This window comes from Ezakiella coagulans, from assembly GCF_003096635.1.
GTDB classification, from domain to species: domain Bacteria; phylum Bacillota; class Clostridia; order Tissierellales; family Peptoniphilaceae; genus Ezakiella; species Ezakiella coagulans.
The window spans coordinates 276,246-289,175 of sequence record NZ_QEKV01000002.1 but is presented as its reverse complement, the minus strand read 5'-3'; the positions used below and the strand labels follow the sequence as shown (position 1 = coordinate 289,175).

General features: G+C 34.1%; 14 protein-coding genes and 1 pseudogene. All 15 read right to left on the bottom strand.

Going from position 1 to position 12,930, the window contains the following annotated elements; genetic code table 11:
• The coding region (locus C7381_RS02840) for a BlaI/MecI/CopY family transcriptional regulator (protein ID WP_185117040.1) at positions 1-239 on the bottom strand (239 nt) is incomplete at its 3' end.
• 152 nt (positions 240-391) lie between these two features.
• On the bottom strand, positions 392-571 hold the full coding sequence (locus C7381_RS02835; protein ID WP_165803572.1) for a helix-turn-helix domain-containing protein: 180 nt from the start codon (positions 569-571) through the stop codon (positions 392-394).
• Between the two features lie 255 nt (positions 572-826).
• The gene (locus tag C7381_RS02830) at positions 827-1,012 is read right to left on the bottom strand and encodes a hypothetical protein (protein WP_116479802.1); all 186 of its coding nucleotides are present in this window, start codon (positions 1,010-1,012) and stop codon (positions 827-829) included.
• Positions 996-1,877, bottom strand: a complete 882-nt coding sequence (locus C7381_RS02825; RefSeq protein ID WP_133240920.1) for a hypothetical protein — start codon at positions 1,875-1,877, stop codon at positions 996-998. The genes C7381_RS02830 and C7381_RS02825 overlap by 17 nt, the downstream gene beginning before the upstream one ends.
• 152 nt (positions 1,878-2,029) lie before the next feature.
• Positions 2,030-2,548: a ClbS/DfsB family four-helix bundle protein gene (locus C7381_RS02820; protein ID WP_116479800.1), complete on the bottom strand. Its 519-nt coding sequence runs from the start codon at positions 2,546-2,548 to the stop codon at positions 2,030-2,032.
• 63 nt (positions 2,549-2,611) lie between these two features.
• A pseudogene (locus tag C7381_RS02815) lies at positions 2,612-3,007 on the bottom strand (VirD4-like conjugal transfer protein, CD1115 family); the annotation flags it as partial.
• The gene (gene lysS, locus C7381_RS02810) at positions 3,006-4,919 is read right to left on the bottom strand and encodes a lysine--tRNA ligase (RefSeq protein ID WP_116479799.1); all 1,914 of its coding nucleotides are present in this window, start codon (positions 4,917-4,919) and stop codon (positions 3,006-3,008) included. The gene lysS and the pseudogene C7381_RS02815, both read right to left, overlap by 2 nt.
• An 11-nt stretch (positions 4,920-4,930) precedes the next feature.
• Entirely contained in the window at positions 4,931-5,428 is a 498-nt protein-coding gene (gene greA, locus C7381_RS02805) for a transcription elongation factor GreA (RefSeq protein ID WP_034544931.1), read from the bottom strand.
• A 45-nt stretch (positions 5,429-5,473) separates the two neighbouring features.
• The gene (locus C7381_RS02800) at positions 5,474-6,409 is read right to left on the bottom strand and encodes a tRNA dihydrouridine synthase (RefSeq protein ID WP_116479798.1); all 936 of its coding nucleotides are present in this window, start codon (positions 6,407-6,409) and stop codon (positions 5,474-5,476) included.
• Complete coding sequence (locus C7381_RS02795) at positions 6,381-7,160, bottom strand: type III pantothenate kinase (RefSeq protein ID WP_116479797.1); 780 nt, start codon at positions 7,158-7,160, stop codon at positions 6,381-6,383. The genes C7381_RS02800 and C7381_RS02795 overlap by 29 nt, the downstream gene beginning before the upstream one ends.
• Positions 7,144-7,881, bottom strand: coding sequence for an ECF transporter S component (locus C7381_RS02790; protein WP_116479796.1), 738 nt, complete (start codon positions 7,879-7,881; stop codon positions 7,144-7,146). The genes C7381_RS02795 and C7381_RS02790 overlap by 17 nt, the downstream gene beginning before the upstream one ends.
• A gap of 12 nt (positions 7,882-7,893) precedes the next feature.
• Positions 7,894-9,753: an ATP-dependent zinc metalloprotease FtsH gene (gene ftsH, locus C7381_RS02785; protein WP_116479795.1), complete on the bottom strand. Its 1,860-nt coding sequence runs from the start codon at positions 9,751-9,753 to the stop codon at positions 7,894-7,896.
• Positions 9,753-10,289 (bottom strand): hypoxanthine phosphoribosyltransferase, encoded by a 537-nt coding sequence (hpt, locus tag C7381_RS02780; RefSeq protein WP_034544924.1) that lies wholly within the window; start codon positions 10,287-10,289, stop codon positions 9,753-9,755. Before hpt ends, ftsH begins: the two co-directional genes overlap by 1 nt.
• Positions 10,282-11,565 carry a tRNA lysidine(34) synthetase TilS gene (gene tilS, locus C7381_RS02775; RefSeq protein ID WP_116479794.1) on the bottom strand — a complete coding sequence of 428 codons (1,284 nt, stop codon included), beginning with the start codon at positions 11,563-11,565 and terminating at the stop codon, positions 10,282-10,284. Before tilS ends, hpt begins: the two co-directional genes overlap by 8 nt.
• 40 nt (positions 11,566-11,605) lie before the next feature.
• On the bottom strand, positions 11,606-12,871 hold the full coding sequence (locus C7381_RS02770; protein WP_116479793.1) for a replication-associated recombination protein A: 1,266 nt from the start codon (positions 12,869-12,871) through the stop codon (positions 11,606-11,608).
• Between the last annotated feature and the right edge of the window lie 59 nt (positions 12,872-12,930).

Below are 12,930 nucleotides of genomic sequence, written 5' to 3'. Positions count from 1 at the left end.
TTCAAAAGAGCATCTTCCCTTGATACAAGGACTCTAATTGTATATTTAGGATATCTCCTAGCTATCGCTCCTTTTTCTACTAATCTTCCAAAAAAAGTGTAGCAAGAGGTTTTGCTTATATCATATTTTTCCATCAATATTTTTGATAAGGCAAGAGCTTGGATTTCACCATTTTCGTCTAAGACATCGCCCTTCCACAACTCTTCCATTACTAGTAGTTCACCATCTGAAAATTCCAACTATATCACCTCCTATATAAATTACATTTTCATTTTCTTTTGTATTTTTATTTATTTAACTATTTTCACTTTGAGTATATCATAGATTAAAAAAATAGTCAAGTGTTTTGACCATTTAAAATAATATTTTTTTTAATATATCTCTGTTGATTTTAAATTTCATTTTCAAATGTATTTTCAAAACTAATAATATCATTAGGAGTACAAGATAGAGCCTTACATATTTTTTTTAAATTCTTAAATGTAATTGGTTTGTCCTTGCCCATTTGCGCCATAACATTTGTTGTAAGTCCTATTACATCTGTTTTTTTAGTCCTTTTTGCTAACTGTATCTATAATGGTTTATAGTTAAGTGCCATAATATCCCTCTTTTTTTCTATCCATTAATTTCTTCTCCTTAATCTATAAATTACAATTAAAAAAGCGACTGAACTTATATTTCAATCGCTAAATGTCTTATATATTAAATTGTTTTAAGTCGGACTTCTTATCCTTACCATTTTTACCTCCTAATTTTGAGTATAAAAAAAGACGATAGAGTTTTTAATTTCTATCGCCATATTTTAAATCTTATATTACAAATATATCTATGCTTTTCGACTCTTATTAATTTTTATTTTTATCAGTTCCATCAAGTTATCTGGTTTATCATCAATAACATTACACCATTCATTTTTTTGAAGTTCTTCATAAAAACTTGTCTTTAAAGTGCTTTCAGAAAATATACTTATATTTTTATTTTTTCTATTAAATATTCTATTTATTTTTATCATATTCTTCACCAATATATAGTAAGACTTCTTTTATATCATCAATGCTTATTAAATCTAATGTATTATTACGTTTTAAATTTTCAACTAATTGTTCATATTTATTTCTGATATTATCATCTAAAATATCTTCATAAAAACTTCTGACTTTTGAAAGTTCAATAACTTGGTTTTGAGTAATAACTTTCTCAAAATTTTGAATCCTTCTGAGTTGCAAAATTGAAGTTATATAGTAATATCCCGCTCTTATAACGTAATATTCATCATGCCCAAATTCTTCACATTCTTTCAAACATTTATGAAACTCTTGTTTTTCTGTTATTATCTTCTCTTTAAACCTCCTAATTAAAAAATCTTTATCAAACAAAATGTTTTTCGTTATATTTTTTAGCCATTGAAAATACCCTTGATGTCCTTTTATTAACTTACCATTATATATCACACTGTTTTCATATGGCATACCAGCTGAAGCCGCAAATAAAAAGGATAGATAATCCCTGAAAACAATATCAACTTGATTCTTATTTGTTTCATTCGATTCATCGCTTATAGTTCCTTTATTATGAATATATCTATTTCCTTCAATTGGGTATCCTAATAACAAAACTATAAAATCATAATCACTTGGAAGTTTATTGTCAGGAATAACTGATGAACCATATTGTATCAAAAGATAATCCTTATATTCTGGAAAATGTCTCTCAACAGTAGTTTTGATTTCTAATACTTTATCTATTTCTTCTCCCCAATTTTTGCTATTGTAATCAATATTATTAAGTAATTCATTAACGCTTGGCTTAACAATCTCTTTCGACTTTTTTAAAATCCTAACAATAAATGTTATTATTAACTCGTCCCAAATTTTCATAAAAAAAACTTTTATTTGCTCAAACATATTTATTTCTCCACATAAAATATCTTACTAAACTTGTCTATTCAAATAATTTACAATTATTATGTTCATTGCCCCAACACTTACTTATCAAAAGTTTTTTACTTATAATTCTAAATAAATTTTATTTAAATAACTAACTTCTTCCATTTTCTAATTTTAGTCCTAAACGTTCCAAATGGTGCTACTGTGTTTACATGGATAAATTTATAAACTTCCCAAGTTGCGGTTTTTGTTGCTTCATCTGCCCATTTTCTCATATGTGGTTTAAATAATTCTTCATCTGTTAATTCATCTATCAAAAGATATATATCTTCTATATTTTTTGTGAGTTGTTCTTTTAGTTCATATAGCGATTTATGGGCATAGGTATCTGTGAACCACTTATATAATTCTCCAAGTTGATTCCATTTGAAATTATCTGATGGGGTTTTAACATCTATACCTTTTTTCTCATCTTCTTCCCATTTTAAAAGTAAAGTTGTCCAACCTACTTGATAGGCAATATTTTCTGCTGGTGTCCTATCAACTTCATCTAGTCTTTTATCTTTTAGTTCTTCTGGTATATTGTCAAACTCTGAAATATATTTTTCAAAAGTTTTCTTTATCTCATCCTTTAATTCTTCCTTACTTTCATAAGACCTCATATGCCTACCTCCATGGTTTATATATAGATATTATACCAAAAATATTTTTATCTTAGGCTTAATTCATAATCTTGTAATCAAACTGTTTCTGTTTATTTTTATTTTATCTCTATTTGTTAAATACTCTTCCACATCAAACAAGTTTTTCTTATCATAATCTTCCAACAACTTGTAATTCTTATGCTTCGTAATATCAAACTTATCTGATAAGAAAGGTCTTACTCCTCTTAGCTGGTATATACACTTACCGCCATCCATTACAGTTATTTCATCTTGGCTCATTAGTTCCTTGTCAGTTTTTTGATAATTTAGACCAAAAGATTTTTGATTTGATCTTGTTTCTGATGTGTTATATAGATCTAGAGCAGAAACTACGTTTAATAACGTAGTTTCAAACTTAATATAAAAATTAAACTGGGATTCATAACAAACCCCAGTTTCATAATTAGCGTGTTCTTTAATATAATTTTGATCCTGCTGGAATATTATCATCCAACATTATTAAGTTAAGTTTTTCTTCTCCGTCGTACTCACAAATTGCAGATATAATCATACCTTCTGAGTCGATTCCCATCATCTTACGAGGAGGAAGATTACAAATTGCAAGTAGTGTCTTTCCAATTAAGCTCTCTGCGCTGTAATATTCCTTAATACCAGATAAAATAACTCTTTCTTTTTCAGAACCATCATCTAATGTAAATTTCAAAAGTTTTTTTGACTTAGGAACTTCTTCGCAGTTTTTAACCTTTACAACTCTAAAATCAGATTTTGAGAAAGTTTCAAAGTCTACCATATCTTCAAATAATGGTTCAACTTTCACTTTTGAAAGGTCAATTTCTTCTGTCGTAAGTTTGTCGTAAGTTTCGTAAGTTTCTTTTGACGAATCCTTATTTTCTGCCTTTTCTAAGCCTAATGGCTTCATCGTTGGGAACAAGATTACGTCTCTTATGGATGTTTCACCTGTAAGGAACATAATGAGTCTATCGATACCGATTCCAAGTCCGCCTGTAGGTGGAAGTCCAACTTCGATTGCATTTAAGAAATCTTCATCCATAGGATGAGCTTCATCGTCGCCAAGGCGTTTTGCTTCGATTTGTGCAGTAAATCTTTCCCTTTGATCAATCGGATCGTTAAGTTCTGAGAATGCGTTCGCAATTTCCTTTGTATTGATAAATGCTTCAAATCTATTTGTGTATCTCGGATCTTCCGGATTTCTCTTTGCAAGAGGAGAAATATCCACAGGGTGTCCGGTGACAAATGTCGGTTGAATCATGTGTTCTTCACAAAATTCTTCGAAGAATTCGTTAATAATATTGCCTCTTGTCTTCTTTGAAGGCTCGAGCTTCAATCCCTTTTCTTCAGCAACTTTTATAGCCTCTTCATCAGTTTCGATGTTTGCAAAATCAACACCTGCATATTCTTTTACAGCTTCAACCATGCTGATTCTTCTCCACGGTGGGGTTAGATCCAATTCAACACCGTCATACTCAATGACAGTTTTTCCCAAAACTTTTTCAGCAACAGTTGCAACGAGATTTTCAGTAAGTTCCATCATATCATTGTAATCTTCATAAGCTGCATAAACTTCCATTGCGGTATATTCAGGATTATGGGTTGTGTCCATTCCTTCATTTCTGAACATCTTGCCCATTTCATAAACCTTGTCGAAACCACCTACAACCAATCTCTTTAGATAAAGTTCATTAGCGATTCTAAGGTACATATCAATGTCAAGTGTGTTGTGATGTGTAATGAAAGGTCTTGCATTTGCACCACCGGCAATAGTGTTTAGTGTCGGTGTTTCAACTTCCAAGAATCCTCTGTCGTCAAGATAATTTCTGATTTCCTTTATAATTCTGTTTCTCTTTAAGAATGTATCCTTAATGCTTGGGTTCATTATAAGATCTACGTATCTTTGTCTGTATTTTAAATCTTGGTCTTGAAGTCCATGCCATTTTTCAGGGAGAATTTGAAGAGATTTTGTAAGAATCTTAAATTTCTCTGCACGAACACTCACTTCGCCCATGTGCGTTTTAAAAACTTCACCTGTGATTCCAACTATATCCCCGATATCTAAAAGTTTAACATCGTTGTACTCGTCTCCCAAGTTATCAATCTTTAAAAATGCTTGTACTCTACCTGTCGAATCTTGAATATCCAAAAAAGTAACTTTCCCGTGGCCTCTTTTTGCCATAACTCTTCCGGCAATTGTTACGGATTTATCTTCAAAGTTCTCAAAATTTTCAACAATTTCTTTTGTCGTGTTAGATCTTTCAAACTTTTCAACTAAATATGGATTTCTTCCTTCTTCTTTTAATTGCTTTAATTTGTCCCTCCTGATTTGGAGCATTTCATTCAAATCTTGTTCCATATTAACCCTCTCTATTTCTTTTCTTCTTTAGGTGTTTTCTTAATACTTATAATTTTATATCTTATAACTCCGTCAGGTGCTTCAACTTCTACAACATCTTTTCTTCTTCTGCCCAAAAGTGCAGCTCCTAGCGGACTTTCATTTGAAATCTTATTGTTGATTGGGTCCGATTCAGCACTACCTACAATCGAAAATACTTCCGGCTCATCTTCGCCTTCTTCAAGAACTGTAACGTCAGTTGAAATGTTTACCTTGTCGGTTGTTACTTCATGTTCTTCAACAATTTTCGCCATTCTTAAAATATTTTCTATTTGTAAAATTCTATCCTCAACAAGTGCTTGTTCATTTTTTGCTTGGTCATACTCTGCATTTTCACTCAAGTCGCCGTAACCCAAAGCAACTTTTATTCTTTCTGATACCTCTTTTCTGGTAACAGTTTTCAATTCTTCTAATTCATTTTTTAAATTATCATAACCTTCACGGGTTAGAAATACTTCCTTTTCAGCCATTTAAATTCCCCTTCTAAAATATATTACTATATTATACATTACTTATCAGATTTTGTCAAAATAAAACAAACTCTTTATCCACTCATGCATAATTTCAATATTAGTTATATTTTGTAATTCTTGTCTTATTTTTTTTGCTTCCGGTCGATTGTTGAGATACTTGATTAAATGTTTCTTAAAATCGTTCACCGCAACTCTTTCGTTCTTTATTTCACACATATACTCAAAATGTCTTTTTATAACATCGTATTTGCTCGAATACTCCGTTCCCGAAAGTTCCGCAAATAAAAAAGGATTTCCAATTGCCGCTCTTCCGATTGCAATGCCGTCAATGTCGCCGGACTCTAAAAGCCATCTTGCCATATCGGCATTTTTTATGTCACCGTTTCCAATGACGGGAATCGAAACCGTATTTCTTATTTCATAAATCGCGTCCCAATCAGCTTCGCCTGTATAAAACATATCCCTTGTTCTTCCATGCACAGTTAAAAAATCCGCTCCGGAGTCTTCGATCGTCTTTGCAATTTCAAGATAATCGTCGCCGTCTTTAAACCCTAATCTCATCTTTGCAGAAACCGGTTTATTCGAATATTTTTTTACGCATTCTATCACTTGTCTAAGCATAGGCAAATCATTTAAAAGCGAACTTCCATCATGATTTTTTACAATTTTCGGTGCCGGACAACCAAAATTTAAATCATACCACAAGAAATCGTTTCGCTCATTTAATTTTTCAACAGCAATTTGAAGTGCTGAAATATCGTGCCCGAAAAGCTGTATACCGGTTCTGGATTCACTTTTTGATATGCTTTCTGTTTTTTCATCTCCATAACTTAAGGCTTTCGCGCTGACCATTTCAGTCACAGCAAACGAAAGCCCTAGTTCGAAGCATATTTTTCGATATGCAAAATCGGTATAACCTGCCATAGGAGCTAAAAATATCGGTGGAACATCACTTCCTATTTTTAGTGTTCTTCTCATAAATATCCCTTAAACCAAATAATGTCAAATTGTTGTCGTATATGTCGATTGCCTTAGTGAGTCCATTTATAGTCGGAGCAATTCCTCCTGTTGAAATAACTTTCGCATTCGTCACCCCAACTTCTTCTTTTAAATGTTTCACAATATATTCGACCTCACCGACTCTTCCAAATATTATTCCGGCTTTTATTGCATCGACAGTATTTTTGTTTAGATAGTTTTCGGGCGGCACCAAGTCGACTCTTGGCAGTTTCGCAGCTTTCAAAAATAAAGCTTCTGCAGAAATCCCAATTCCCGGTGCGATTATTCCGCCCAAATAATTCTTATCTTTATCTATGACGCAATATGTCGTCGCTGTCCCGAAGTCGATAATTATTAACGGAGCTCCATATTTTTTTAGTGCACCTACCGCATTCACAATTCTGTCCGCGCCCACTTCTTTAGGGTCATCGTACATAATATTTAGTCCCGTCTTTGTTCCCGGTCCCACAACAATTGGCTCTCTTCCAATGATTTTTGAAACCGCTTTTTCCATCGTTCCGGTTAAAGTAGGCACAACTGAAGATATAATTCCACCTTCAAAACTTTCGATATCTATAGCTTTTAAATCGAGTAAATCTGTCAATAGAAGATGATATTCATCAACTGTCTTGCTTCTGTTTGACTCAAGTCGCACAGATTCAATAAGCTCTTCTCCTTTGAAGATTCCGACAACAGTATTTGTATTTCCAATATCAACGGTTAAAATCATAACTTTCCTTTCTCTTTAAAAGAGCTGCCACAACAAGTCCTCCAATGACAGCTTCAGGAACTCCGTTTACAACAACCGTGGTCATTATTGCGTTTGTCGCCAAAGTTCTTGACATGTTCATCGTCTCCATGTATTTCGGCAGATAAATTATATAAATCAGTCCCATAACCATAATTGTGTGGCAAATTGTAGCAATTGATGCCGCCATAAATCCCGGAGCCATAATAGTTTTATTTCTTAAGCTGTAAATCCATACAGCAATTACAAATACAATCAAAATAGCCCCAACAATAAATCCTGTCTTATTTTCTGAAATATACGCTTTATATAGTGAATAAACAAGTTCTGCAGATAGTGCCGTAAAAAGTACACTTCCAAAGATTTGAATTTGTCTATGCGTTTTCTTTTTCAGAAATTGATACAAGTAATAAGCTATTATAGGAAATATAATTCTTGGAAGAACACTCACAACCGGGTTTTGAAATACAAAACTCAAAATCGTAGGTGCCCTGAAGTTTTGGTACCATGAATAAAGTCCAAATGAAAGTCCCAAAAACATTCCCATATACTTATCAAATAAAATTGCTGCAATAAGTGCCGGTATGTGAAGAGTCGTTGCTCTTACAGGACCGACAGGTATAAGCCCCAACTGTGTCATTCCTAAAACTAAAATCCATGCTAGTAAAATTGCGGATACAACCAGTTTTTTTGTCTTACCCATTTTAATTCTCCTTTAAAATATATTAATTTTTTCATCTTCGAAACTATTCGGATCGTAATCTCCATTATAAATAGCTTCGAATTCTTTTTTGTAAACCGTTTCTTTTTCAATCAAACAGTTTGCGAGTCTTGTCAATTTATCATCATTTTCTCTAAGAATTTGCTTTGCTTTTTCATAACACCCATCAACAATTCTCTTCATTTCTGAGTCAATAAGCTTTAGAGTTTCCTCTGAAACATTTTTGCTGTGTGTTATTGCATTTCCGATGAAAATATTTTCATTGTCTTCCGTAAAATCGAGTGTTCCGATTGCAGAAGTCATTCCATATTTTGAAACCATTGCGTGTGCAATCTTTGTCGCTCTTTCAATATCATTTGACGCACCCGTTGAAATATCTTCAAGTTTCAGTTCTTCTGCCGCCCTTCCTGCAAGGAGTATAATTATTTCATTAATCATCTTAGATTTCGTGTAATAATATTTTTCTTCCTCCGGAACTGTATATGTGAACCCACCTGCAGAACCTCTCGGCACTATTGTGACCATTTGAACCGGATCTGTGTCCGGAAGAGATTTTGTAACAATAGCATGTCCCGCTTCGTGGAAGCTGACAAGTTTCTTTTCGTCAGGCGTGATAACAGTTGAAGTTTTTTCAGGTCCCGCTAAAACTTTTATGCTGGCCTCTTCAAGAATGCTCTTTGTTATAGAGCTTTGTCCGTGTCTTGCCGACAAAATTGCCGCTTCATTTACAAGGTTCTCAAGATCCGCCGGAGTGAAACCCGGTGTCCTCTTTGCAATATTTTTTATATCAACATCGGCTGCCATAGGCTTATCCTTTGTGTGAATGTTTAAAATTTCTTCTCTTCCCTTCACATCCGGAAGTCCAATAGTGACACGTCTGTCAAACCTGCCAGGTCTTAAAAGAGCATCGTCCAATATGTCAGGTCTATTCGTAGCAGCCATCATTATGATGCCTTCATTCTTTTCAAAACCGTCCATCTCAACCAAAAGTTGATTGAGTGTCTGTTCTCTTTCGTCGTGGCCACCACCGAGACCTGAACCTCTTTTTCTTCCGACTGCGTCAATTTCGTCTATGAAAACTATGCACGGTGCATTTTTCTTAGCAACATCAAAAAGATCTCTAACTCTTGAAGCACCGACACCGACAAACATCTCCAAAAATTCCGATCCAGAAATCGAGAAAAACGGAACTCCCGCTTCCCCTGCGACTGCTCTTGAGATATATGTCTTTCCTGTTCCCGGAGGTCCAACTAAAAGCACCCCTCTCGGAATTCTCGCACCCATTCTTGCGTATTTCGCAGGATTTTTAAGAAAGTCTACAATTTCATAAAGCTCAACTTTTTCTTCTTCAAGGCCTGCAACATCCTTAAATGTTACCTTTTCCTTGTCATTTTTATTAAACAGTTTCGCCTTTGATTTCGCAAAATTATTCATTTCTTTGTTTTGTGAACCGGTTTGCCTAAATATCATGTTCATCATAAAAAAGAACAATATCCCCATAAAAGCATACGGAAGGATTGTTTTTAAAAGTCCTTCCTCCTCACCGCCGATTGCAGTGAATTTAATTTTTCCCGACTCAACTTTATCTTTCAGATAATCCTTATAAAAACTGTCTTGAAGTTGCTTAGGTATACCCGTCTTGTACGTGACATTTCCGCTATTTGTGACATCATTTATAAAAAGTGTATCTCCATTTATCGATGCCTCGTCTACCCTGTCATTTTGAATCAAAGTTATTGCCTTTGAAATGTCAATGCTTTTTGTAAATATACCGCCAAAAATCGGTCTTAAAATAAGAATGACAATAAGAGCAACCCAAACAAGCGTAAATGGAGAAATTCTAAATCTTCGCATTATTTATAGACCTCTTCTTTTAACGTCGCAATATATGGAAGATTTCTGTATTCTTCGCTGTAATCAAGTCCATATCCAACTATAAAGTCGTTCGGAACTTCATATCCCTTGTAGTGAACTTCCATTTCGACCTTTCTGGATTCTTTTTTGTCCAAAAATGCAGCAAATTTTACTGAGTTAGCCCCTCTAGTTTTAAACATTTGTTCGATATATTTTAAAGTATAACCGGAGTCTATTATATCCTCAACAATAAGCACATCTCTTCCTTCAACAGAGAAATCCAAATCCTTCAAAATTTTAACTTCCCCATTTGATTTCGCATTTCTGCCGTAGCTTGAAACGCTCATAAAATCAACAAGTAACGGCAGGCTTATCTCTCTTACCAAATCCGCCATGAAAATAAAAGAGCCCTTTAAAATCCCGACCACATACAAATCCTTATCCATATAATCGTGCGTGATTTCTTTGCCAAGTTCTTTAACTTTTGCTCTTATTTCTTCTTCTGAAAATAATATTTCCTTTAAAGCCTTATTCATCTTTCTTCCTTTCATTGATATATATTTTATTTTTCCCTTCAATCCCGTTTATAGTCGGTCCGAAACCTTCTACATACAGAATGTTTTCATCATCAGTAACTATAATCAAATCGTCCCTCTTGTATGCCGGAACTTTTTCCTCAATCAAGAACTTTTTTAAAAGTTTTGTGGGCCTGTTTTTAAATTTGACCTCGTCGCCCACTTCTCTATTTCTTATTTTTAAATCATCGATATTTAAATCGGTTGTTATAAATCCAATTGTATATTCCGTCGCTTCAAGTGAGAGATATATTTTTCGTGCATCATTTTCAATATCACGCCTAAAAATCAAATTTTCATAGCTTTTAATTGCAACGATTCCGCCGACAGAAGTTCTTTTTTCCTCTTCCCCGTCGATAATATTCAAAATTGAGTCAAGTGCTTTTTTGTAGATGTCAACTGTATTTCCTCGAAGAATTTTTATAGCTTCCATATATAGAGCCGAGAAATCATCTCCGAAATATCTCTTGATATCCTCGATTTTAAAACAGAGTTCCTCCGAATTTTTTGAAAGATTGTGCTCAAACACAAATCCTGAAATGAGTGAATTTTTCAAACTCATCTCCGCTTTCATTGAATTTAAATACCGTCCAAAATCATCATAAAGTTTTTCGTCCAGTTTTTCAAGCTCGGGCATCACATTTAAACGGATTTTATTTCGGTTGGTATCGTCAATGAAATTTGTCCTGTCGATACAAAATTCAATTTTTCTATCGTTTAAATAATCCAAAATCTCTCTTTTTGTCACGCCCAAAAGCGGTCTTAAAAACTTGCCGTCACGTTTTTTAATCGAGGAGTAACCGTTAAGTCCACTTCCTCTTTTGAAATTTAAAATGAATGTTTCGATGTCATCATTCAAATGGTGACCCGTTACAATCGTGTTTACTTTCGTGTTTTTCGAAAGCTCTTCCAAATCTTTATAGCGAACGATGCGCCCGGCTTCCTCCAATCCGATCGAATGCTCTTTTGAAAACTTTGGAATATCACATCTATTCAAAACAAGTTCCATTCCACTTTCTTCAGCATATTTTTTTACAAAATTCTCATCGTGAATTGCATCATATCTTATCATATGATTTAAATGATAAAGATAAATTTTATAATCTTTAAAAAAATTTCTAAAGATTTCCACTATGAAAACTGAATCCGGTCCACCCGAAAACGCTATTATAGCCGACCTCTCTTTTGCAAGTGTTTTGTCGGCATTTAACTCATTTATAATATCTTTAATAAGCATATAATTAGTATATAATAATCAATCTTTTATGTCAATTAATCTATTTTAAATCTCTATCGTTTTCATCGTAAAACTTTTCGCCGATAAATTCTTCCGGCATATAGTTTTGCTCAACAACTCCACCCTCATAATTGTGTGGATAAAGATACCCTCCTACACCAAGCTTTTCACTCCCACTATAATGAGCATCCCTAATATTGTTCGGAACTTTTCCGGCACCGTTCTTTCTTATAAAACCCATTGCCCTGTCAATTGCAACATAGGAGGAGTTGCTTTTCTTCGCACGCGAAAGATAGATGCATGCGTGTGAAAGATTTATCCTCACCTCCGGCATGCCTATTACAGTTGTCGCATAAAAAGCAGAAGTCGCAATCTCGAGTGCATGTTTATCGGCAAGTCCGATGTCTTCCGATGCAAAAATAACCATTCGTCTCGCAATAAACCTCGGATCTTCTCCCGACAAAAGCATCTTTGCAAGATAAAAAACCGCGGCATCAGGGTCGCTTCCTCTCATAGATTTTATGAATGCGGAAATCGTATCATAGTGTTCATCGGCATTGTCATATTTTAAGACTTGATTAAGAAAATTATCTCGAACATCGTCAGAGGTGACGTGAGACTTTTCACCATCATAGGCCTGCATTACAGAAACTTCAAAACTATTTATGAGCCTTCTTGCGTCTCCGCCAGACCGTTTTGCCAAAAACTCTTTAGCATCATCGTCGATTGTTACTTCTATATTGTGAATCTCCTCATATCTTTTTTCACAGCGATTTATAAGTTCAATCAAATCTTGTTTTTCAAGTGACTTTATCTCAACTAAAATCAGCCTTGAAACAAGTGCTTTATTAACAGCAAAAAATGGATTTTCAGTCGTTGCGCCAATCAAAATCAAATCTCCGCTTTCAACATAAGGAAGCAAAAAATCCTGTTGACTTGTCGAGAATCTATGGATCTCGTCTATAAAAAGAATAGTTCCGCCAATGCCCATTCGGATATTATTTTGTGCATCGTTTACAACTTCTCGAAGCTCTTTTATCCCGGCCGAAACTGCCGAAACTTTTCTAAAGCTCATTTTAAAACTTTTGCTTAAAAGTTCCGCAATAGTTGTTTTACCGGTTCCCGGAGGCCCGTACAAAATCATTGACGGGAGACTGTTAGTTTCAAGAGCTTTTTTTATAATTCCGTTCTTTCCCAAAATATGGTCTTGTCCCAAAACATCCGAAAAAGTTTTCGGTCTCATCCTTTCCGCAAAAGGAGCGTTCTTCTCTCTTTTATTTTCGAGTTCCATACTAAAAAAATCCATATTCTCACCTCTTTTATATATTATAACATATTTAAAAAATGAGAACAGCACAAAGTTTA